This window comes from Coleofasciculus sp. LEGE 07092 (assembly GCF_015207375.1).
Classification (GTDB): domain Bacteria; phylum Cyanobacteriota; class Cyanobacteriia; order Cyanobacteriales; family Coleofasciculaceae; genus LEGE-07092.
In genome coordinates this window covers 74,962-94,947 of sequence record NZ_JADEWY010000003.1, presented here as the reverse complement: position 1 = coordinate 94,947, position 19,986 = coordinate 74,962, and the positions used below count along the sequence as shown (strand labels likewise).

Annotated in this window: 24 protein-coding genes, 28 tRNA genes and 2 pseudogenes; 46 read left to right on the top strand and 8 right to left on the bottom strand. The window is 46.1% G+C overall.

The window, feature by feature from the left end; translation table 11 throughout:
• Positions 1 to 213: 213 nt before the first annotated feature.
• Positions 214 to 1,137: an alpha/beta fold hydrolase gene (locus IQ257_RS01790; protein ID WP_193878287.1), complete on the top strand. Its 924-nt coding sequence runs from the start codon at positions 214 to 216 to the stop codon at positions 1,135 to 1,137.
• A 96-nt stretch (positions 1,138 to 1,233) separates the two neighbouring features.
• Positions 1,234 to 2,031 carry a hypothetical protein gene (locus tag IQ257_RS29705; protein WP_228060334.1) on the top strand — a complete coding sequence of 266 codons (798 nt, stop codon included), beginning with the start codon at positions 1,234 to 1,236 and terminating at the stop codon, positions 2,029 to 2,031.
• Between the two features lie 26 nt (positions 2,032 to 2,057).
• Here the strand turns inward: IQ257_RS29705 and IQ257_RS01780 are convergent, their stop codons facing one another.
• On the bottom strand, positions 2,058 to 2,204 hold the full coding sequence (locus IQ257_RS01780) for a hypothetical protein (protein ID WP_193878289.1): 147 nt from the start codon (positions 2,202 to 2,204) through the stop codon (positions 2,058 to 2,060).
• A gap of 356 nt (positions 2,205 to 2,560) precedes the next feature.
• Here IQ257_RS01780 and IQ257_RS01775 point away from each other — a divergent pair.
• The 35 genes and pseudogenes from IQ257_RS01775 (at position 2,561) to IQ257_RS01615 (ending at position 9,805) form a co-directional block, all read left to right on the top strand.
• Positions 2,561 to 2,634: transfer RNA gene (locus IQ257_RS01775), tRNA-Asp, on the top strand.
• Between the two features lie 48 nt (positions 2,635 to 2,682).
• A tRNA-Glu gene (locus tag IQ257_RS01770) sits at positions 2,683 to 2,756 on the top strand.
• A 16-nt stretch (positions 2,757 to 2,772) separates the two neighbouring features.
• A tRNA-Cys gene (locus IQ257_RS01765) sits at positions 2,773 to 2,846 on the top strand.
• Between the two features lie 26 nt (positions 2,847 to 2,872).
• A tRNA-Lys gene (locus tag IQ257_RS01760) sits at positions 2,873 to 2,945 on the top strand.
• 12 nt (positions 2,946 to 2,957) lie between these two features.
• Positions 2,958 to 3,053, top strand: a tRNA-Met gene (locus tag IQ257_RS01755).
• 11 nt (positions 3,054 to 3,064) lie between these two features.
• A tRNA-Glu gene (locus tag IQ257_RS01750) sits at positions 3,065 to 3,137 on the top strand.
• A 3-nt stretch (positions 3,138 to 3,140) separates the two neighbouring features.
• Positions 3,141 to 3,226, top strand: a tRNA-Ser gene (locus IQ257_RS01745).
• A gap of 80 nt (positions 3,227 to 3,306) precedes the next feature.
• Positions 3,307 to 3,389, top strand: a tRNA-Tyr gene (locus tag IQ257_RS01740).
• Between the two features lie 44 nt (positions 3,390 to 3,433).
• A tRNA-Trp gene (locus tag IQ257_RS01735) sits at positions 3,434 to 3,508 on the top strand.
• Positions 3,509 to 3,514: 6 nt separating this feature from the next.
• A tRNA-Arg gene (locus IQ257_RS01730) sits at positions 3,515 to 3,589 on the top strand.
• Positions 3,590 to 3,596: 7 nt separating this feature from the next.
• Positions 3,597 to 3,681, top strand: a tRNA-Ser gene (locus IQ257_RS01725).
• A gap of 9 nt (positions 3,682 to 3,690) precedes the next feature.
• Positions 3,691 to 3,767 (top strand) — tRNA-Phe (locus tag IQ257_RS01720).
• Positions 3,768 to 3,774: 7 nt separating this feature from the next.
• Positions 3,775 to 3,850 (top strand) — tRNA-Asn (locus IQ257_RS01715).
• Positions 3,851 to 3,859: 9 nt separating this feature from the next.
• A tRNA-Gln gene (locus tag IQ257_RS01710) sits at positions 3,860 to 3,937 on the top strand.
• Positions 3,938 to 4,024: 87 nt separating this feature from the next.
• Positions 4,025 to 4,240, top strand: a pseudogene (locus tag IQ257_RS31330) (HNH endonuclease); the annotation flags it as partial.
• Positions 4,238 to 4,312 (top strand) — tRNA-Gln (locus IQ257_RS01705). The pseudogene IQ257_RS31330 and the gene IQ257_RS01705, both read left to right, overlap by 3 nt.
• A 56-nt stretch (positions 4,313 to 4,368) precedes the next feature.
• Positions 4,369 to 4,447, top strand: a tRNA-Leu gene (locus tag IQ257_RS01700).
• Between the two features lie 6 nt (positions 4,448 to 4,453).
• Positions 4,454 to 4,531, top strand: a tRNA-Leu gene (locus tag IQ257_RS01695).
• Between the two features lie 4 nt (positions 4,532 to 4,535).
• Positions 4,536 to 4,608 (top strand) — tRNA-Pro (locus IQ257_RS01690).
• Between the two features lie 3 nt (positions 4,609 to 4,611).
• Positions 4,612 to 4,686: transfer RNA gene (locus IQ257_RS01685), tRNA-Leu, on the top strand.
• A 9-nt stretch (positions 4,687 to 4,695) separates the two neighbouring features.
• A tRNA-Met gene (locus IQ257_RS01680) sits at positions 4,696 to 4,773 on the top strand.
• Positions 4,774 to 4,777: 4 nt separating this feature from the next.
• Positions 4,778 to 4,849 (top strand) — tRNA-Thr (locus IQ257_RS01675).
• 44 nt (positions 4,850 to 4,893) lie between these two features.
• Entirely contained in the window at positions 4,894 to 5,523 is a 630-nt protein-coding gene (locus IQ257_RS01670; RefSeq protein WP_193878291.1) for a hypothetical protein, read from the top strand.
• A gap of 43 nt (positions 5,524 to 5,566) precedes the next feature.
• Positions 5,567 to 5,642 (top strand) — tRNA-Gly (locus IQ257_RS01665).
• Positions 5,643 to 6,003: 361 nt separating this feature from the next.
• Positions 6,004 to 6,080, top strand: a tRNA-Ala gene (locus IQ257_RS01660).
• Between the two features lie 7 nt (positions 6,081 to 6,087).
• Positions 6,088 to 6,161, top strand: a tRNA-Ala gene (locus IQ257_RS01655).
• Between the two features lie 6 nt (positions 6,162 to 6,167).
• A tRNA-His gene (locus IQ257_RS01650) sits at positions 6,168 to 6,241 on the top strand.
• 181 nt (positions 6,242 to 6,422) lie between these two features.
• On the top strand, positions 6,423 to 6,998 hold the full coding sequence (locus tag IQ257_RS01645) for a CAP family protein (RefSeq protein WP_193878294.1): 576 nt from the start codon (positions 6,423 to 6,425) through the stop codon (positions 6,996 to 6,998).
• Between the two features lie 168 nt (positions 6,999 to 7,166).
• Positions 7,167 to 7,255: transfer RNA gene (locus tag IQ257_RS01640), tRNA-OTHER, on the top strand.
• Positions 7,256 to 7,297: 42 nt separating this feature from the next.
• Positions 7,298 to 7,383 (top strand) — tRNA-Ser (locus tag IQ257_RS01635).
• Between the two features lie 220 nt (positions 7,384 to 7,603).
• A complete protein-coding gene (locus IQ257_RS01630; RefSeq protein WP_193878296.1) occupies positions 7,604 to 8,695 on the top strand; it encodes a hypothetical protein in 1,092 nt (363 codons plus the stop codon).
• Positions 8,696 to 8,880: 185 nt separating this feature from the next.
• Entirely contained in the window at positions 8,881 to 9,117 is a 237-nt protein-coding gene (locus IQ257_RS01625) for a hypothetical protein (RefSeq protein WP_228060333.1), read from the top strand.
• A complete protein-coding gene (locus tag IQ257_RS30620; protein WP_265584546.1) occupies positions 9,114 to 9,242 on the top strand; it encodes a type II toxin-antitoxin system VapC family toxin in 129 nt (42 codons plus the stop codon). Before IQ257_RS01625 ends, IQ257_RS30620 begins: the two co-directional genes overlap by 4 nt.
• Before the next feature lie 3 nt (positions 9,243 to 9,245).
• The gene (locus tag IQ257_RS01620; protein ID WP_228060332.1) at positions 9,246 to 9,494 is read left to right on the top strand and encodes a PIN domain-containing protein; all 249 of its coding nucleotides are present in this window, start codon (positions 9,246 to 9,248) and stop codon (positions 9,492 to 9,494) included.
• A gap of 217 nt (positions 9,495 to 9,711) precedes the next feature.
• A tRNA-Lys gene (locus IQ257_RS01615) sits at positions 9,712 to 9,805 on the top strand.
• A gap of 19 nt (positions 9,806 to 9,824) precedes the next feature.
• Here the strand turns inward: IQ257_RS01615 and IQ257_RS01610 are convergent.
• Positions 9,825 to 10,055, bottom strand: coding sequence for a hypothetical protein (locus IQ257_RS01610; RefSeq protein ID WP_193878298.1), 231 nt, complete (start codon positions 10,053 to 10,055; stop codon positions 9,825 to 9,827).
• 70 nt (positions 10,056 to 10,125) lie between these two features.
• Complete coding sequence (locus tag IQ257_RS01605; RefSeq protein ID WP_193878300.1) at positions 10,126 to 10,296, bottom strand: hypothetical protein; 171 nt, start codon at positions 10,294 to 10,296, stop codon at positions 10,126 to 10,128.
• A gap of 673 nt (positions 10,297 to 10,969) precedes the next feature.
• Between IQ257_RS01605 and IQ257_RS01600 the strand changes: the two genes are divergently transcribed.
• From IQ257_RS01600 to IQ257_RS01565, 8 genes and pseudogenes are all read left to right on the top strand, one after another.
• A complete protein-coding gene (locus IQ257_RS01600; RefSeq protein ID WP_193878302.1) occupies positions 10,970 to 11,224 on the top strand; it encodes a hypothetical protein in 255 nt (84 codons plus the stop codon).
• Between the two features lie 195 nt (positions 11,225 to 11,419).
• On the top strand, positions 11,420 to 11,653 hold the full coding sequence (locus IQ257_RS30990; protein ID WP_193878306.1) for an HNH endonuclease: 234 nt from the start codon (positions 11,420 to 11,422) through the stop codon (positions 11,651 to 11,653).
• A gap of 132 nt (positions 11,654 to 11,785) precedes the next feature.
• On the top strand, positions 11,786 to 11,995 hold the full coding sequence (locus tag IQ257_RS01590; RefSeq protein WP_193878308.1) for a hypothetical protein: 210 nt from the start codon (positions 11,786 to 11,788) through the stop codon (positions 11,993 to 11,995).
• A 131-nt stretch (positions 11,996 to 12,126) separates the two neighbouring features.
• A complete protein-coding gene (locus IQ257_RS01585; protein ID WP_193878310.1) occupies positions 12,127 to 12,459 on the top strand; it encodes a hypothetical protein in 333 nt (110 codons plus the stop codon).
• 145 nt (positions 12,460 to 12,604) lie between these two features.
• Positions 12,605 to 12,802 (top strand): ribbon-helix-helix protein, CopG family, encoded by a 198-nt coding sequence (locus IQ257_RS01580; protein ID WP_193878312.1) that lies wholly within the window; start codon positions 12,605 to 12,607, stop codon positions 12,800 to 12,802.
• Positions 12,799 to 13,191 carry a type II toxin-antitoxin system death-on-curing family toxin gene (locus IQ257_RS01575; RefSeq protein WP_193878314.1) on the top strand — a complete coding sequence of 131 codons (393 nt, stop codon included), beginning with the start codon at positions 12,799 to 12,801 and terminating at the stop codon, positions 13,189 to 13,191. Before IQ257_RS01580 ends, IQ257_RS01575 begins: the two co-directional genes overlap by 4 nt.
• Positions 13,155 to 13,322, top strand: coding sequence for a hypothetical protein (locus IQ257_RS01570; RefSeq protein WP_193878316.1), 168 nt, complete (start codon positions 13,155 to 13,157; stop codon positions 13,320 to 13,322). The genes IQ257_RS01575 and IQ257_RS01570 overlap by 37 nt, the downstream gene beginning before the upstream one ends.
• A gap of 352 nt (positions 13,323 to 13,674) precedes the next feature.
• Positions 13,675 to 13,914, top strand: a pseudogene (locus tag IQ257_RS01565) (DUF6972 family protein); the annotation flags it as partial.
• A 146-nt stretch (positions 13,915 to 14,060) separates the two neighbouring features.
• On the opposite strand, the gene IQ257_RS01560 reads toward IQ257_RS01565, so the two are convergent.
• A complete protein-coding gene (locus IQ257_RS01560) occupies positions 14,061 to 14,606 on the bottom strand; it encodes a shikimate kinase (RefSeq protein WP_193878318.1) in 546 nt (181 codons plus the stop codon).
• 417 nt (positions 14,607 to 15,023) lie between these two features.
• On the opposite strand from IQ257_RS01560, the gene IQ257_RS01555 reads away from it, so the two are divergent.
• The gene (locus tag IQ257_RS01555; RefSeq protein WP_193878320.1) at positions 15,024 to 15,218 is read left to right on the top strand and encodes a hypothetical protein; all 195 of its coding nucleotides are present in this window, start codon (positions 15,024 to 15,026) and stop codon (positions 15,216 to 15,218) included.
• Between the two features lie 120 nt (positions 15,219 to 15,338).
• On the opposite strand, the gene IQ257_RS01550 is transcribed toward IQ257_RS01555, so the two are convergent.
• The 4 genes from IQ257_RS01550 to IQ257_RS01535 form a co-directional block, all read right to left on the bottom strand.
• Positions 15,339 to 16,013: a LapA family protein gene (locus IQ257_RS01550; RefSeq protein WP_193878322.1), complete on the bottom strand. Its 675-nt coding sequence runs from the start codon at positions 16,011 to 16,013 to the stop codon at positions 15,339 to 15,341.
• A gap of 166 nt (positions 16,014 to 16,179) precedes the next feature.
• The gene (locus tag IQ257_RS01545) at positions 16,180 to 17,694 is read right to left on the bottom strand and encodes a flotillin family protein (RefSeq protein ID WP_193878324.1); all 1,515 of its coding nucleotides are present in this window, start codon (positions 17,692 to 17,694) and stop codon (positions 16,180 to 16,182) included.
• A gap of 66 nt (positions 17,695 to 17,760) precedes the next feature.
• Positions 17,761 to 19,146 carry a flotillin family protein gene (locus IQ257_RS01540; protein ID WP_193873387.1) on the bottom strand — a complete coding sequence of 462 codons (1,386 nt, stop codon included), beginning with the start codon at positions 19,144 to 19,146 and terminating at the stop codon, positions 17,761 to 17,763.
• 80 nt (positions 19,147 to 19,226) lie between these two features.
• A complete protein-coding gene (locus IQ257_RS01535; protein WP_322744131.1) occupies positions 19,227 to 19,874 on the bottom strand; it encodes a hypothetical protein in 648 nt (215 codons plus the stop codon).
• Positions 19,875 to 19,986 lie beyond the last annotated feature (112 nt).

Here is a 19,986-nt window from a genome sequence, read left to right as displayed (position 1 = left end):
CAAGGGGACAAGGGGACAAGGGGATAGAAAACCCGAATTTTCCAGTACAACTCACCCCCTCACCTTGTCAAAAAAAACCCGCTCCCCATCTTCCTCATCACCTCATACAACAGGGGAGTGGGGAAGATTGGCGTAGATAATCTAACGTTGGGAAGGGAGTAAGACGGCGTGGCTGGACTTATGATTATTTTGGGGTTATATACAATTTAAACTATGGCAGTGAGTACTCAATCCACTGCAACGCCACCTACATCGATTAGCTCTGGTATTAGTGGCGTTGTGCAACGCTATCTCTGGAACTGGGAAGGGCGAACCTTAACAATCGCCTATGAAACTCTGGGTGAGGGAACGCCTGTGTTACTGCTTCCTTCCTTTAGCACCGTCTCGACACGAGGCGAAATGGGCGGTTTAGCCAAACGCTTATCGTCTCAGTTTCAGACTGTCACCTTAGATTGGCTGGGGTTTGGTCAGTCGGATCGTCCTCCCTTAGACTACCAACCTGCACTCTACCACCAGTTGTTGCAAGATTTTGTCAGAGATATCTTTGATCGCCCAATTGCGATCGCTGCGGCTGGACATTCAGCAGGATACGCTATGGAACTGGTGCAAAAAATGCCGCAATCTTGCTCTAGGATTATCTTAGTTGCTCCTACTTGGCGCGGTCCTTTGCCAACGATGGGGGTAGATCAGCAGTTGGCGGGTTGGGTGAGGCAGTTAGTGCGATCGCCTATTCTCGGTCAAACCCTCTACAAGCTGAATACCTTACCATCATTTCTGCGCTTCATGTACAAGCGTCATGTTTATGTTGATGATGCCAAATTGACACCAGAATTTATTGCTAAAAAATGGCTGATTACTCAGCAACCGGGGGCTAGATATGCGCCTGCGGCGTTTGTTACGGGGGCAATTGATCCAGTATGCGATCGCTCTGAGTTCCTCGCCTGGTTCCAACCTGCACCCGTACCAGTGATGCTAGTTGTTGGCGAACAGTCTCCCTCGCAATCTAAGGCAGAAATGAATGCCCTAGCTGAGTTAACAGGAGTCGAAGTTTCCTTGCTTCCGGGTTCGCTGGGAATGCATGAAGAGTATGCTGAAGCGATCGCTGACCGAGTTTTAGAGTTTTTGGGACGTATATAGCATTTCCTCAGCTAGTGAGGTTAATTACGTTTTCTTCCCCACTCCCTACTCCCTACTCCCTACTCCCTGAAGCTAGCCTCTATATTTCCAGACAAAATGCGCCAACTCAAAATCCCTCTTACAGCTATTTTTTTAATTCTGCTAGTCGGTTGTAGTCAGACGAAGAATCAATCCACTCGTGAGACATCACCTGCGCCTATTGGAGAAGTATCACCCCTGCCTACTAAAGAAACAGCAACCCCATTAACTGAAGAGACACCCTCTCCTCGTGTCAGTAGCAATTCATCTCCGAAGGCATCGCGTAGCAAGAATCCAACGGCTGATGCTTCTAATGCTGCCAAACCAGATGAAAATCAGCTTATTTCAGCTAAAGGTATTGGACAAGCTAGAGTTGGGATGACGTTGGGACAATTGAAAAAATTGCTGGGAGATAAGGCTGAGTTTCAGGTTCAGTCACCGTTTATAGTGGATTTTGATGCGATCGCAATTATTCAAGGTGGCAAAGAACAATACTACATTCTGTATCCGGCTGGGGCACCGATGGCGGATACCGATATCGTTGAGGCGTTAGTTACTGACAATCCCAGGTATCGAACCAGTGAAGGTGTTGGAGCTGGAACACCCCTGAAAAAAGCAGAGACAGCCTACGGTGATGCTACATTGTCCTACAACCTAGCGAATGAGTCGCGGGAATACGTTAAGTTCGCTAAACAACCCTCTGAGGATATCGCCTTCCGGCTGGGAGCAGGCAATGACGGCAGCTTGGCAGGAATCTATACCTCACCTCAGAAAGAATTCAACGAGACAAAGCAGTTTAAGGATACGGCAACGATTCGCCTACTTGAGGTGTATTGCGGGAAGAATTGCCCACTACCACCACTGCCAGGTAATTAACTGAGCAAAGTAAGCTAATACATTACTCAGTTGCCCGGAGCAATTCCGGGCTTTTTGTTTGAGGACAACCACGGCTGTGTGATGGGTTTAGTCAGCCTGTAAGTTTCTGTGGAACTTTGACGAAAATTAGCGCTGGTGTTCTTAGGGGCGATCGCCTCCCAATCCCTATCCATAAGCTCTTCAGCGAATCTCAAAAAATTTTGCCCAAACCCTTGACGCTTTTGTAGTATTTTTGTAGTATGTATAGAGCGAAGGGAAAAGAGCCAAACAGCTCCCACCCAAGCCATAATAACCGAACCTTGAAAACTAAATATGTAATACACCTTTCATCAAAACTGGGGGCGTAGCTCAACAGCAAGTTCCAGATATCCCAAATCACAGGAACACTGAGTAGCTAGCTGAAACCTTATCCTCTCCTAGAGGAAACTACACAGGTCAAGCAGGCTGTTACCGATGAAATGCTACAAAACTACATTCAAAGTAGGCACAAGCGTCAGAGGCTAACAGAATTTCCAACTGCTTGATTCATGAGGCTGTAGCTCAGTTGGTTAGAGTGTCGCTCTGTCACAGCGAAGGTCGCGGGTTCAAGCCCCGTCAGCCTCGTTGGTGCAGCTACTACACCGAAGTTGAGTTTTCATCGCCCCCTTCTATGGCCCTATAGGCGAATGGTTGAAGCCGCCACTCTTTCAAAGTGGAGATTACGGGTTCGAGTCCCGTTAGGGCTATCAGATTGATGAACAAGGTCGAGTTGCCTAGTGGTTTAGGGCGTCTCTCTGCAAAAGAGATATTCGTGGGTTCAAATCCCACCTCGACCTCTCAATCTGCAAATTACTTGGTGCGTGGGAGTATAGCTCAACAGGCAGAGCAGACGGCTCTTAACCGTAGGGTTGCAGGTTCGACCCCTGCTACTCCCACTTGTATTGCTTGGGAGTATAGCTCAGTTGGCAGAGCAGCACCCTCATAAGGTGCCAGTCGTAGGTACCCTTCGGGAACGCTTACGCGAACAAGTCCTGCTACTCCTACTGATAAACAAAGCCTCATCGTCTAGTGGTTAGGACGCTGCCCCCTCAAGGCGGAAACGAGGGGTTCAAATCCCCCTGGGGCTATCTGGAGAGGTGGCTGAATTGGTTAAAGCACTTCCCTGCTAAGGAAGCGTGGGGCAACCCGCGTGCAGGTTCAAGTCCTGTCCTCTCCGCCTTTTAAATTATGAATTGTGAATGATGAATTATGAAAGTTTTTTCAGCATTTATCATTCATAATTCAACATTTCTTCTTGGGTCGGCTCGCCTATTAGCGTGGGCAGCGCTCTGTAAAAGCGACGCTTTTATGCATTGCAGGTGCGAATCCTGCTCGACCCATTGAATTTTGGATTTTAGATTTTGGTTCAAAGTTCAAATCCTATGTGGGGATGGTGTAACTGGCAACATTTTGGTCTCCAAAACCAACGTTCTGAGTTCAAATCTCAGTCCCCGCGCCATTCAATGAGAGCGTAGTTTAACTGGATAAAACATCGGTCTACGAAACTGAAGACGTGAAGGTTCGATTCCTTCCGCTCTCGTTCAATTGGAGAGGTGGTCGAGTGGCTTAAGACGCAGACTTGGAAAGTCTGATCGGGTTTAACCGACGAGGGTTCAAATCCCTCTCTCTCCGTTGAAATTTCCCCCGGTAGCTCAGTTTTTGGTCAGAGCGCTTGTCTGAAAAACAAGAGGTCGTCAGTTCGATACTGACCTGGGGGACTGTCGTTGCCCTGTAGCTCAGTGGAAGTAGCAGTCGCCTGTTAAGCGAATGGTCGTAGGTTCAATCCCTACCAGGGCAGCCATTTATTCATTGCCGGGTAGACGAATTGGTAAAGTCCCCTGCCTCTGAAGCAGGAGTCATGTAGGTTCAAGCCCTACCCCGGCAGCCATTTGTTTCTTCTCAATGTTATGCTCCAATAACTAAGTATTCTAAATTAGCACTTTGCAGAAAATGTGCTTCTCTGCGCTCAAATTTTACAAAAAGAAAAGTAGAACGACCTTCAAAAAAAGAGTTGCAAAAATTAATTTGGTCAAAGCCAACAACATTGATAGCTAAAGAATTCGGGGTAAGTGACAAGGCGGTAGAAAAATGGTGTAAAGCTTATGGAATCCAAAAACCACCAAGGGGATATTGGAATAAGCATAATCAATCCCAAAGTCTAATATTTAATCAACCCAATAACTTTGATTGAGGAGTCGCCTAATTAGGTATGGCACCGCTCTTTGAAAGCGGAAAAATGCAGGTTCGATCCCTGCCTCCTCAGTTTTGTCCTGCGAAGCAAAATGTCCGTTTTAATGTTTCAAAGGACACTCAAATTATGCTCCTGTAGCCCAATTGGAAGAGGCCGCTATTTCAAAAATAGTGTGTTGTGTGAGTTCGAGTCTCACCGGGAGTACCAAAACTTGCTCCTGTGGCGGAATTGGAAGACGCGGTCGGCTTAAACCCGATTATTAAATTGTGGGTTCGATTCCCACCAGGAGTATTAACGGGATGTAATTCAGCGGCGAGAAGCCATACTTTGGGAGTATGGAGTCGCAGGTTCGAGTCCTGCCATCCCGATATGCCCTTGTAGCCCAATAGGAAGAAGGCGCTTCCCTCAGAAGGAAGAGGTTACTGGTTCGAGTCCAGTCAGGGGCATTGGTAACACGCGGGGATGGAGCAAGGGTGGCTCGGAGGTCTCATAAGCCTTACATCACCAGGTTCAACTCCTGGCTCCCGCTACCAAAATGCAGGTGTGGTGCAATGGCTAGCATAGGAGCGTCGTAACCTTCTGATGCGAGTTCAAATCTCGCCACCTGCTTTGGCTATGCTAGAGGTCTTTTTGATTTTGCAGAGGAGGGAAATATGACAACGATGACAGTTACGGATGCTCTAGCAGAGTTGACGCTGTTGGAAAAGCGCATTAATTCAGCAAGAGTAGCTTTGGACAATAACACCTTGATTGCTGTTGTTGAAGTCGGCAAAGTGCCAACAGGATTCAAGTCCAGAGATGATCATGCAGCACAAGCGAGAGCCTCTCTGCAAAGGGTGGATGCTCTGATTGATCGCAGACGAGTCATCAAAAGAGCGATCGTTCTTTCCAACGCTTCGACGATGGTCAGTGTTGCAGGGCAAGAGATGACAATCGCCGAAGCAATCGAAATGAAGAGCTTCATCTCGTACTACAAAGAAGTTCTTGCCACAATTACCTCGGCCTACTCTCGCACCTGCCAGGAGTACAAAGTTGCCCAAGCGCGGGTGAAGGAACGACTGGATAAACTGGCGATAGAAGTGTTAGGTAAGAATGCCTCTTCGGAGAAGTACGAATCATTAGCCGATAGCTTCCTGGCACGCGAGGGTGTTGAACTGCTCGATCCAACTAACTTGGCAGAAGAAATTGCCAGACGAGTGACGTTCGTCGAACAGTTCGAGTCAACTTGCGATCGCGTTCTATCTATCAGCAATGCGCGGACAATGATTGAAGTCCCAGACTAAAATGGGCTTGCTGGTCACTCGAAAATCTCTAAATTTATGGTTTTGGTGGATAGCTCAATGGGTAGAGCGCATGATCTCCAGTCATGAAGTTGTTGGTTCGAGTCCAACTCCATCAACCATGAATGTTAAAGCTTAAAGCTCAACGCTTAACGCTCAAACTTCAATCGTTAAAGATTAGACAGTTAACATTCAAACCATAAAGGTTAAAGCTCGATAAAATCCAGAAGTTCTGGTTATAGGTTCCATAAAACCTTGAGGTTTCCACCTGGCTGAGTGGTCAGCACCCCACTTTTTTTAATCAAGCGGATATGGTGTAACGGTAGCATGTGAGTCTTCCAAACTCTTGGCACGAGTACTCTTCGAGAACGCTTCGCGAACGAGCCTCGTTATCTGCTTTTGAAACTTGCGGGTGTGATGTAGTGGTTAGCATCTGAGTCTGCCAGTCTCAGCGCATGGGTTCAAATGCTAATCACTAAACATGGGTCTGTAGCTCAATTGGTAGAGCGCTCGGTTCGCATCCGCGAAGATGTCGGTTCGATTCCGACCAGTATCCACCAAATTTATGGGGTCATAGCTCAGTTGGTTAGAGCGCCTGCCTTGCAAGTAGGAGGTCATGGGTTCAATTCCCATTGATTCCACTGATGGTGTCTGAAGCCAAAGCGGTCGCGGCGCTGGTTTGTGGAACCAGTCATAGCGGGTTCGAGTCCCGTCAGACACCCTCAAGGAAGGTGCCCCTGATGTGTAAAGGGGCGATAGGAAGAAATCCTATGTCCTATATCAAAATTTTCCAATTTAGTGAAAGTCCAGTCTTAAAATAAAACAAAAATTAATGAATTTTAATAAAAAAAGCCTTTCTTAAGATAGATGATTAATTTATAGTTTTGAAAAAATAAATGTCAATGAATCGAAAACAATTAATTGGGGTAACTCTTATAGGCTTGGCAGCCATTCTTCCCTTGGAGGCAATTGGAAGTGGTACTGCTGTTGGGCAAACAGCCATTGACCTAGCAACCATGCGTAGTACCGCTCTATCCAAGCACAATACCTATCGAGCCATGCATCACAATGATTCTGATATGAGTATCAGCGACTCCCTGAACAGCAGTGCTCAAGGCTGGGCTGAAAAACTGGCGGCTACTGGAGCCTTTGAACACAGTGGTGGTCCTTATGGAGAGAACATATACGTCTCCTACAGCACGGGAATGGCTCCATCTGCTGCTACTCTTGCAAATAACGCGGTTCAGTCCTGGTACGATGAGGTAAAAGATTACAATTATACCAATCCTGGGTTTTCTAGCGACACGGGGCATTTTACTCAGGTGGTTTGGAAGAGTAGTACCCAAGTCGGTTGCGGTGCAGCACAGGGCACTGAAACGATTGACGGTAATCAGTATAACGCCTTCTATGTAGTCTGCCAGTATACTCCTGCGGGTAATATGCAAGGGCAGTTTCCTGATAACGTCCTAAAGCCCTAGTTATCGGAATCTACATACCGCGCGTCAAGCTAGCAGATTACATTATTGAGCAGGATGCCCTCTGAGGTCATCCTGCCTTTTAGATGAATTAGAGTAAGCAGAGATGGAAAGTACGCCACTCAGGTCAGCGTAGGAGCGTCTCTTAATTGATATTTAGACATCCCTCAAGGAAGGTGCCGCCGAGTGGACGGCAAGCGGTCTTGAACACCGTGGTACGGCTAATAACCGTAGGAGTTCGATTCTTCCACCTTCCTCCAAGTTTGCATTCCTAGGTGACATTAGTTCCCTGGTGTGCTTTTGGAAGATGCTGCTAAATGGATGGCAACCAGTCTCGAAAGCTGGGGTACAGGTTATACCTGTAAAGGTTCGATTCCTTCATCTTCCGTTAACCACCGGAAGCCGAGAAGCGAGGCACTGTGCTGATAACGCAGAGGTAGGAGGGGCAGTACCTTCCCGGTGGATTGCTCACAGTTAAGGTGAACCAGTGTTTTGAGGATCTCGGTGAGAAGAATGCACCAACTTTTGCAATGCGCCAATACAGTTCGTTGATGCAAAGCTACGATGGTAGACAATAACTTCCATACAGAATTTGTTAGGGATAATTCATGACTGAAGGACAGTGGTATAACGTTACTCGTATGGTTCACCTAGTAGGTGGACTGAGAGCCGTTAATAAGACAGGCTCAGAAGTCATTATTCCTCTTGGTAGCAATGATCGTATACCAACATTTTCTATAGATCGGTATCATGATTTACCGTGGGATTTAATCTCGTTAGGATTCAAAATTGTTGGAATTGACTACTATGAAACTTCTCAGCAAGCACAGGGATACTACCCACCTACGTGGTATCCATTCCATGCAGAGCAAACAGATAAAAATTCTTCTTTCAACGCAGAAAATAAGTGGAGCGGGTTAGCAAATGCTGCTTTCAAGGCAGGAAATATCGAATTGATGGATATTTGTAGCCGAATTGGATTTGAGATGAAGGCTTGTAATTTAAGGCTTCGGCAATTATCCGACGCATATAATGTTGAACTTTGGTCTTTGTGTGAACAGCATCAGTTTTCTCTTGGGAAGATTGAAACGTTGAATTCATTTTCTATCTACTTGGAAACTCATGACCTACTTCGAGAGCTATGCACTCTTCGAGATTATTTGGCAGAGTTTGTTGCAAATTTTGTACTCAAAAGCTCTCTAAACTCTGAAAATCGAATTCGATTAATGAATTCTTTGAGAAAAGAGATATTTAAAGCCAATATTACCGATAATTCCCTAGCCTCCGAACTATGTGAAATAACCAACGAAAGTGAAGGCGGTTGGCTAGCTAAATTGTCTGCTTATCGAGACTTAGTTGTTCATTATGTACCCTTGGGACAAGCAACACGAAAGGAGTTTGTTGTCAGGCGGTTTCTTCCTGGTAGCAACCTAGGGAATCTGCCCTCAATTTATTTTCCAATTCCGTCTAATCCATTCTCAGTAAAGCAAGTTCGCTCGAAAGGTTCTCCATTTGAAACTGTATCTGAGTGGATTGAAGCTTCTCAGCAAGATGATGACTCTGCTCCTGATGCTCTTGAGTATTGTTTGCATTCTGTTGGAAACATGATGTCTTTGGCTTGTAAAATTGCTAAAGAAGCACCAATTTTTCCTGAAATTCCAACCTTTGTTATGGGAGTAGATATTGAGGAGGTTGTGTAGTGATATTACAAGTGTTGAGCGGCAGTTGCGGCATAACAACCTCAATGAATCCGATCACCGAAAGGTTATCTGTTGGGCGTTCGAGGTGAGCTGCGGCGGGTGATTAGGAGCGTTAGTGCACCGAAGAGGCTATCTGCGCTTCGCTCTTCTCGCTTCGCTGTCGCGTACCTTCAAAACGAAAAAAAATGGGATTTGTAGAAGCAATGAATATAGAAGCTCTCAAATTAGAACTGATTCAGTGGATTTTGTTATTGCAAGATACTCAACTTTTAAATGAAATCCAGAACATAAAAGAAAAGTCAGGAAAAAATTCAACCGCTATTCAACCTCGGAAATTCGGTTGCGGTAAAGGCATTTTTACTCATGTGGCAGATGATTTTGATGCAACGCCTCCAGGTTTTGAAGAATATATGCTGTCATGAACTATCTAATTGATACTCACATTCTGATTTGGTTTCTGGAAGGTAACGAGAAGCTTTCCAAACAGGCACAAGCATTAATTGCTAATTCTGCAAATGACATTTATATCAGTCAAGCTAGTTTGTGAGAAATGACGATTAAGATTAGTATCGGTAAGTTGTCTTTGTCCATTTCGCTTTCAGAGTTGGAACTCTTTCTAATTGATAACCAGTTTCAGATTTTAGAAGCTAAGTTTCGTTATTACGAAATATTGCAGAATTTGCCATTCCATCATCAAGACCCTTTTGACCGGATGATTATCGCTCAGGCGAAAGCAGAAGATTACATGATCATCACCAATGATGATCGCTTCAAACTGTACGATGTGAAATTGGCGTGACTTGAGACGGATTTTACATTTAATTTCATTTTTAAAATCTGAAATTTGAAATTACTTTTTTCCCTTGCCTGCCGGATGCAGACCTAGCCCTCCGAAGGCTGGTGACCAAGTTCAACTCTTGGGTAAGGGGTTATTCCTCGATCGCTCAATCGCAAAACACTCAGTTGTTAATCGAAGGGTTCTTGGATCAAATCTAGGTCGAGGAGTTCAAATGAATGGGGATGTAGCTCGATGGCAGAGCAATCGGCTTTTAACCGATTGGGTGTGGGTACCCTTCGGGAACGCTTCGCGAACGAGTCCCACCATCCCCACTAATTCACCCATACGTTGTCAGTCACCTGTGGGATTGGTGTCAGGGTCATAATTGCCCGTAGGCTGGAGTTTGGTCATCATCTGTCTGAGCAAGAAAGCATTGCTGTTCCAAGCCGTGTATTGATTGGAGCCTCGCCCTCTCTGTCTGAGATAAAGTTCAGCCTTATCTCGGCAGCAAGTAGCCAGTAAGCTGATGACCGATACCAGACCAAGTTCATCAATCAGTTCCATCAGATCATCTTGTGTCATGAGTAAACCTCCAGGATTGACTATTTCCTGAAAGATACCATAATGGAGTAAGTATGGGTACCAAATGGGGCTAGTTTGGTGTATCTTTATCATCTATGAGCTTATATTCCTTGAGAGTTGCTAGGAGCATCAGTTTAGACATTGATACTCCTGACTCATCCGATAGCTTCTTCAGCTTTTGATAGATGCGGTTGGGCATTGTGACTTTTATGGTTTTAGAACCTTCCTCTTGCTCAGCCATTTTCAGCAGTCATGTTTAGATGAAACCAGCTTATCCCCTTTCCGAGTACCGATAAAGGGTAGCTATAGCCCTTAGAAGTACCGTTTTAGTGGTCGGAGCAGGGTAAAAGTACAACAGCAATACCCTATAACTCTAGTTAGGGTATCCTTTTGGGATGGCAACCAAGATGACACTCAGCATCAAGCTAGACTCTGAGGTAAAGAGGCAACTGGAGGAGATAGCTAAACAGCAAAACACCAGTCTCAATAGGCTGGCGCTGAGGTACATTTCACAAGGTATTCAAGCTGATAGGGGAACCAGATAGGCTAGCGGCTATTGAGCGTCGGTTGGATGCGATCGAGTGTCGGTTGAAGGAGGTGCCTAAGCAATAGCTCGATCGTGCCGCACCGTTAAAGCAATAGTGTTGTGGGTGATTACCAGTTAGACTCTGAGGTGATTCCGTATAATCACGGTGGTCAGCTTACCTGTGTAGCCATTACCGTTGAGTTAGCAATGTCGGTGGGTGGAGTGCAGGTTAAACCGTGAGGTTAGGGACAGTCTAATTACTTCCAACCTGTTCATTCAATCCAATCTCAAATGTTTTCCTGAGTACAGTAATTTAATGTAATTTATGCTACACCGTAGAAACTGTTTTGTGTTTATTGTTCACAGGCGGTAGATCGAGGTCAGAAAAATGAAGAACAAATTGAGCGTAAAGATTCTCAAAGAGGGCGATCAGATTCTGAATGTATGGCCAAGTGGTGCTGATATTTATATAGCCGTACGGTCACGCAATGAAGAGGTTTTCGTTTACTCGGTGACTCAAGATCAGAATGGACAGCCGAAACTGTCTAAAGCACCAGAAATTACAATCACCCATGGTGATGGTGAGGTTGAAGCATGGGGAACCGATGCTAGTGGTAAGCAAATTTTTTCTTTGACTGCTTAAAGAGGTGAGTAGTGGGTAATAAGAAGTCTCTCAGAGTGAAAATTGACAATTTATCTGAGGATGAGTACATAGACGTTGCTCATGAAGTAACGAAAACGGTAAAATCGCGTGCGCCAAATAGTGATATTTCCATAGTTGGAGCAGATACAGAGACATTTGAGGGTTCATCACGTAAGGAAATAAAGGGTAAGTAACGTGGCAAGTCAAAAGCGACCTAAAGAACATTTAAAGGTACAGAAGGTAGTCAAACAGAGGGATGGATACAAGTGTGAAATTTGTGGTCAAGTGACCCAAAACGCACATGGACATCACGTTATTCCGTTCAGCGAAGATGGACCAGCCGATCTAAAAAACATGATGACGCTTTGTCCGGATTGTCACAAAGCCTATCACAAGGGAGATTTACACGTCGATATTTGGCGCTTTTGACAATAACTTCAAGGTTTATAGGCTTTTCTAACTAAGTCTCGATAAGCCTTATAAAACCTCGGTGCTTGTTCACTGAGGTTTTCGCCTTTGTTTCTATAAATTAATAGTTAGCGTTTATCGCTGTAGATTGCCTTGACAATTGTTACCCAACATCTACTGTTGCTCAGTGCCTATGCTACTTGGAGCGATCGCGCCTACCTTCCCTCTCACTTCAATCGTTGCGCTTCGTTTCGGGGTTATCTGTCGCCGATGAGTTTAGCTGTTAGCGTGCCAAGGATGCGATCGCGGCATATTGCTATGATGCCTCGTAGAGGACTACTCACATTTTGGAACCATGACTGAATTACTTCAGCGCGTCATTGCAGAGCTAGAAAAACTGCCAGAGGACGAGCAAGATGCGATCGCCTCCTGTTTGCAGCATTAACACTATCTAGGCAGCTTGATGAAACTCTATAACTAGGAAGGATAAGAAAATGGATTTTGTAGGCGTCTGGCATATTTATGAAATGGGAATGTGGGATGAAGACTATTTCAATATGGAGGTTCAAGCTTACATTAAAATTGCTTCAAATAACTGTGGAGATTTTCAATTTGGTCTAGTTTCTGGTATCCTACACGGTAGGGTAGTTGATAATGTGGATATCGAAGGTAAAAAGCGATTGGAGTTTACCTGGGAAGGAAATGATGAATGCGATCCAGCTTTGGGTAGTGGCTGGATTCGATTAAAAGATAAAGATTCTATAGAGGGGGAAATTAGCCTTCACTATGGGGATGATTCCACTTTTTTAGCAAAAAGAGCTGAATAGATACTTCTGGGTCTAGTTGCCAGGTATCAGAGGAGCGATTGCTATGCTCGAATATGTTACACAAGGATTTATACCCACAAAAAAGAGCTTTGTTAGTAGATAGCGACAAGTGCTACACTTTGTTAACATCCAGAGAGGATTAGCTGTGGCTTCCATCACTATTGAAATTCAAGACGCTCAATTACAGAAATTGCAACAATTAGCGCAGGAAAACGGAATCTCTCTTGAAGATTTGCTACGTGCAAGCATTGACGAATGGCTCGGTTATCCAAAGAGCGAATTTGTCCAAGCGTCCAGCTATGTGTTGAAGAAAAATGCCAAATTGTATCGACGCTTGGCATGATATGTTACCTGACGCTAGTCGAAGTGCTTAATCTGCACGGTCAGATTATCGAGCAGTCAGGAGGTGCTTTGGGTGTACGTGAATTAGGTGCATTGGAATCTGCTCTAGCTCAACCTCGCATGACATTTGGTGGGGAAGATTTGTATCCAATGCTGGCTGATAAAGCTGCTGCTCTAGGTTTCTCGATTATCATGAATCATCCCTTTGTGGATGGCAACAAGCGCACAGGTCATGCTGCAATGGAAACGTTCCTGGTCTTGAATGGATTGGAGATTAGCGCTTCTGTCGATGAGCAAGAGCAGGTTATTCTAGCGTTAGCATCTGGTAATTCAGGGCGTGAGTCGTTTGTTGAGTGGTTGAAGCAACATATCACAGCGATCGAACAGTAGCTTTAACTATTACCTACTACAGCAAAATATCAGTTGGAGCGATCGCCTACGGCACCAGCAAAGCTGATCGCACCTACCTTCCATCTCACTTCAAGCGTTGGACTTCGTTTCGAGTTATCTCTCACCGATAAGTCTAGCTGTTAGCGTGGCAAGGATGCGATCGCTCCTCTTCAGCTAGCTGTAGGGATAATATTAGAAGAACTCGAAGATGAAATCCAGTAGGATACTTCGGCTTGTGAAAAGATATCTAAATGGACAAGAAACAGCCTTACCGATTGGTGAAGTTCTAGCTGAAGCACGGGGCTGGCCCGATAACAACCCAGTCTTTAATGTGAGATAATCCTCATGTGGTGTTGAGCGAATTTTGCATAAATTGCCTTCCGTGGCAACCTAACCTAATTACTATTTTCTCGGGTTATGATTCACATAATCAAGAGCGATCGCAAAGCCTGATACACTCATGAGATTTGACTGTCAAATTTTATGAGCGGCATTGACCGTGACATTATCCTCGACCTCCGGCATATCGCCAAACACCTACCCAATACAACTCAAGTGCAAAGGTTATTGAGACGAGGACGATCAGCTCACGTTTTCAACGATGAAGCCACAATGGATAGAATTGCCCAAGCCATTATAGAAACAGGAGAATATACAGGAATCATCAGAGGCTATGAGCGTTACGGGTTGTTTTTTACTGAACCAATTGAAGGGCGACTCTCAGCATCTGACTTTCACTAGAGTGCGATCTGCTCCTTTCAGTAGCGCTTACCTTCCATCTCACTTCAAGCGTTGGGCTTCGTTTCGAGTTATCTGTCACCGATGAGTTTAGCTGTAAGCGTGGCAAGGGGAGCGATCGCTCTTTCAATTTAGTCAACTACTGAAGATTTCAGTACTGAAGGAATTGCTGCCATCACCCGCGAGGCAATCTCTTCTGGCGTTTCATTAGCACTAACTTGAATGTGTAAATCCGCTTCCCCATAGAGACGGCGGCGTTTATCAAGCAACGTTTGCAGCACTGATGCAGGATCGGCAGTTTGCAAAAGAGGACGAGTAGCATCATCTTGTAGGCGATCGAGCAATACCTTTACGGGTGCATCTAACCAGATAATCAATCCTTGGTGCAGGTAACTCCAGTTCATGTGTCGCAGTACGATACCACCACCCGTAGCAATGGTTAATTTTGTGTGAGCTGATAGTTCTGATAACACTTGACTTTCTAATTGGCGAAACGCTTCTTCACCATCCTCGGCAAAAATCTCGTTAATCGTCTTACCAGCAACCTGCTCAATCAGGGTATCCGTATCGAAAAAATGGTAGCCTAGCTCCGTCGCCAGCAAACGTCCTACCGTGGTTTTCCCGACACCCATCATACCGACTAGAAAAATGTTAATTCCTTTTAATAAGTCCTTCACTTGACAACTTTCCTTGCTATTTGGCAATACAAATTCTGGTTGGTTAAAATTTCCGTAGTTCGTTAGTTTCTTTTCCCCTACTTCAATCTTCTTAACTTTAGGAAAAGAAGAAGGACGATCTTTTTTAGAATTTTATTGAGAAACGTTTATTTTTATTGACTTTAACTAGCATATTTGTTAGAATAGAAAACTTTTTTTGTTGGTTGGTTCAGTTGTGCTAGACTTCAAGAAGGCTTCATCTAAACTTTATGTCAGCTTTCTAGGGGCTTTGTAAAAGCTGATTTAAGGGTTAACAGATGAAGCTATCGTTTCCCTCTGTGTTCAATTGATCGACCGACGGGACAGCAGGGCAGTTGCCCTAAGTACTGTTGGCAACTTTAATGGCAACTTTAATTGTCAATAAGGGTGACAAGGCAGATGATCAGGATTCGTAATGTGGTTCAAGAGGCACTTTCTAGCGGCTACTTAACAGTAGAAGCAGAAGAGCAATTGCGAAAGATGCTTTCTCAAAAGTATGACTTAGATGATTTTAAAGCATTTATGAGTTTGCAGGAGGCGGCAATGGCAGGTCTTGTGAAACAACAGTCTCGCGAACTCCTGCGATCGCCGTAAGGTTTCTTAACCAATGAGTGAGCGATTCTGGGAGTTGAGTGGGTTGTTCACAACTGCCACTCCTTCGCGATTCCAGATTTACCGCCTGCGCTTGTTATTCTCTTCGTCGTCATCAAAGTCTTAGTCATCCAAAAATCCCCACTCCTCGTCCTCGTCATCCTCTTCTAGTTCTATCTCTGGTTCGGCGGAGTTCTGGTAGGGGGGTATAATCACTCGGTAATTGGCATCGTAAACCGCATCCGCTTTGCCAACGCCAGACTTCTTCGTTGTCGATTCTCGGGAACTGTAGGAGTAAACCGAACCATTTGTAGAGCCGGAAGCCGTTTCTGGGTGTGTTTCATAACCATCGCGATTGCTTTCAGCCATCTCTGGAGATCGCTCATCCTCAAAATCATCCTGGAGGGAGGTGACGGGTTCTTCCTGCAAGTTCCAGTCTTTCCCCACTGTCTCCTCCCAATCGGAAGTAGGAGTTCGGGGAGGGGGAGGCGGCGCAGTGTAAGGCTTTCCCGGTATGTCGCCTTCAAAACGTTCATCCCGAGGTTTCGCTCGATTTCGAGGCGGCACTCGTTCGGCTGCTTCAAAATTCCCAGGACTTCGTTGCAGATAGCTCAAAAATTGCAAGCAAAAACTAGTGATAGCACCTGCGGCGATCGCAATTCCAATCCATGCCGTTAGAGGCAATGCAGGGGATTGCATTCCCAAAAACACCAGAGGCAGCACCGGCGGCGACAAATTTGACAAAACAAATAGAGCCAGTCCACCCCCAATTAACAACAGCAGTACAATTCGACTCACAGGCATCTCATACACGTTCCGTCTATTGTCGGTTAGCACTCGATCGTTTCTTTAGGAGACGATCGCTACTTCTAACTTACAGGACGGCGCAGTTGAAAGCCCCTATCTTTAGACTCGATCGGGAAAACTCTATATTCCGATCAAGTCTAGAGCGATCGCTCTTATCCTAATCTTCCATAACCCAAGTCTCAACTTTATCGGTAGGAACGTAAATCAACGGGTGGGCGAACAGCACCTGCAACGCTCCCTGCCCTTGGGCGTCTAGAACTTTTCGTAACCGTTGCTTCAGCTTCGGATTGCGCTTAATCACCTGCTCAACAGCCTTTTCAGCTTGCTGCTCACTCGGATGAGTTTGGGCAATTCGGTCTAAGTAATTTTGAATGTCTGCCTCTAGACGATTCCAAATGCGATCAAGTTGCGATTTCTCAAGCAACGGAGTCTCACCTGGGGGTTCGCTCCCCGTCAATTGGCGCACGGCTCCAGCAACATCAATACCAGCCCCTTGACGCAACTGCTCTAGAAACGATGCCATCTTAGTCGCTGAGTTGCCGTTTTTGGCGTCAATAACCGTAACATTTTGCACCTCGACTTCCGGTACTGTCGAAACCATCGTCTGTAGTAAAACATCCAGCTTTTGAAATAGGAAGATTTCCCGTGCATTCGGACCTGCCGCCTTCCAAGATTCCGCCAAACTCCGCGTACCCTGTACTTGCGCTTTCCCATCTTCAATGATGCGAGCGGCATTCCCCTTCGCCATAGAAATTGCCCCCTTACACTCTGCCTCGGCGGGAGCCACCACATCAGCCTGTAGCTGTTGTTCTACCTGTTTAATGCGCTCCCGTTGCACCCCTACTTCAGCTTGAGTTCGCACCACCTCCGATGCAATTTCTGCCTCCACCTCCGCCACCAAAGCACCTCGTTTGGTAAGGGCATCCTTCACGCGGCGTTCAGCCTCCGCCCGTGCTATTTCAATATCCCGCTCAAGGCGTCTTAGGGCTGTAATTTTGTCGTTTTCCGCCGTTTGAATGACTGACTCTGCCTGTGCTTGGGCTTCAGCAATGCGGGCGTCACGCAACAGATCTGCTCGCTGCTTGCGTCCAATAGAATCTAGATAGCGGACGTTATCAGAAATATTTTGAATTTGCAGGTTGTCCAGTACCAGTCCGAGCTTTTCCAGGTCGTCCTCTGCTTCCTCCAGTAAACTTCTGACAAAGGCAATCTTATCTTCATTCACCTGTTCGGGAGTCAAACTCGCCAAGACACCCCGCAAATTTCCTTCTAAGGTTTCCTTAGCAAATTGTTCGATTTCCTTGCGATTCTTACCCAACAAACGCTCAATAGCATTGTGAATCGTCGGTTCTTCGCCAGCAATCTTAATATTTGCCACCCCCTCCACCGTCAAGGGAATCCCACCTTTCGAGTAAGCATTGGATACCCGCAGTTCGATAATCATATTCGTCAAATCCATGCGAAAGGCACGCTCTAACAAAGGCAACCGAACGCTGCTCCCCCCCTTAACTAAGCGGTATCCCACCGTTTGCCCTTCTGACGTGCGATTATGAGAGCCTGCAAAAATCAAAACTTCGCTAGGCTGACAAATGTAATAAAGGTTGCGAATGACTAGTAACCCAGCCCCAGTACCCAAACCGAGAATACCCAGCAGTGCTGCAATAATTTCCATGATTTATTTCCTTTTTTGATAACGTCTCAGGTAAGCAATACACTTCCCCCCAGCTCCCCCGCTCCCCTATTCCCCATCACCAAGGGATTTGACTTTAGTGCGGTTCAACGTACCCGCCACATCAATACCGAGAGTTTGATCGACTTGATCGAGGAACTGGCGGAGGATTTCTGGGTAGGCGTTAACCAAACTGGCAATTGATTTGCCATCGCCGTTGTCAATGACGTTGATTTGTTCAAGATGAAGTCGGCTAGGAATCTGAGCCGCTTCCCGCAGCACCATCTCGATTTGTTGAATCAAGAACAACTCAGACGCATCGGTGCCAGAGTCTTGCCAAATTTCCGCAAGCATGGTATTAACTAAGGCGGCAGCTTGAGCATTTTCAGCTAGGGGTGCGGCTTGCCCTCTCGCTTGCAACTCTTGAGCCTGTCGTTGTGCCTCTGCGGGCAACACCTTATCCGCCTCCAAGCGCAAACGCTCTAACTTAGCACGAATCGTTTGAAGCTGTTGTTCCGCTTTGGCTCGGGCTTCCTTGGCGGCGACAGTACTCCGTTCTTCTTCAGAGCGAGCTTGCTGTTCCAGTTCCGCTTTAATTTTGCGTAGGTCATTGTTGCGCTGCTGGATAACAGTACTCGCTTGGGTTTTTGACACCTCAGCCTGTCGCTGGCAGTCTGCCTCTATTCGTTCAGCTTCACCGACAGCATTCGACTCGGCAATTTCTGCATCTCGCACAATGAGGGCGATTTGGCGGCGACCGATGGAGCTAAGATAGTCTACGTCATCGGAAACACTCTGAATTTTTAGAGTATCCAGTTGCAGACCGAGCTTACTAAGGTCGCGGGATACGTCTTGGGCGATACGTTCAGCAAATCTGAGCCGATCCTCGTTGAGTTGCTCTGGGGTAAGGGTAGCAACAACGCCCCGCAGGTTGCCTTCCAGGGTTTCCCGTGCCACGCGAGTCAGTTCCGAGCGATCGCGATCCAGAAAGCGTTCGATCGCATTACCAACAACAGCAGGGTCGCTGGAAACTTTAACATTAGCGATCGCTTGAATGTTCAGGGGTGTTCCCCCCTTAGAGTAGGCATTGCGCACCTCAACAGGTACGGGCATAACGGTCAAGTCCATGCGCTTGATAGTTTCGACAATCGGGATGCGAATCGCCCGTCCGCCAAATACAACCCGATAGCCCACCTGCTGTCCTTCTTTGGTACGCTGCTTGCGACCCGATAGAATTAAGACTTCATTGGGTTTGCAGATACACATAAAGGTATTTAGAAACCAGATCAGCAGGAGAATGCCAAACAGGGATAGGGCGATGGGTAAACCAGTTGAAAGCTGTCCCTGCAAATCATTTTTCTGAATTCCAGTAGGAAGATTGGGATCGACTTGGGCTACCTGTACTACGGCTACATCTTTATCGAAGAAGGATTGAAATTCTTTTTGCCTGTCCATAATTAAGCTGTCCTTTGTCTGAAGAATCGTTCATGGAATTTAATCAAGCAATGAACGATGAATTATGAGCAACTAACAAATCACTGACTCAGAGAGTCTTCCGGCACAACCCACACCTTATTTCTTTGCATTTCCACGACCAATACCCTGGCACCGCGATCAAATCCTTGGGGATGTTCTGTCAGAGCGATGAAATCTACCACCGAATCCTTAACGCTGACACGCACCTTCCCTCTATTGGTGCGATCAAAGGGGATTTCCACCGTGCCGAGAAGACCGATTACATCCCTAGGGCGCACGAGGCTATCAGCTTGGCGTCCCCTCAAGCTGCGCAGCACTCCGACCATTGAAGTGCCGCACAAAACACCCATAGCAACGGAGATAGCAGCAACAATGAACTGAGGCATTGTGGGTCGTAGGATTGAGAGTACAACGCCTGTCAAGCCGAAGAAACAGCTACCAAACGTCCAGAACCTAAAGCTAAGGATGGGGAGTTGGAAACCCCTACCCCGGCTTTTTCTGCGGGCTGCTTCACCCTGGCGATTCGTATCTGGGTCATCGGTAATTTCGAGGTCGGTATCGAAGTCTTGGTCGAAATCTGCGCCGTCAAGACCCACTAAGGCAGAGAGGGCAACGAAGAGTCCGCCAATGATTAAACAAAAACGGTATATGGGCAACATGGTTAGGTTTTGAGATGGCTCACTTTGAGGAACTGTGCCGAACGGCACTCGCATTCAGGCTGAAATAGTCGTGACATAGAAGGAGCTTTTGGAAAAAACGGAGGAAAATAAAGGGTGTGTTTCATAAGATATATCTCTGGAGTTGAGGAACTTATGCACA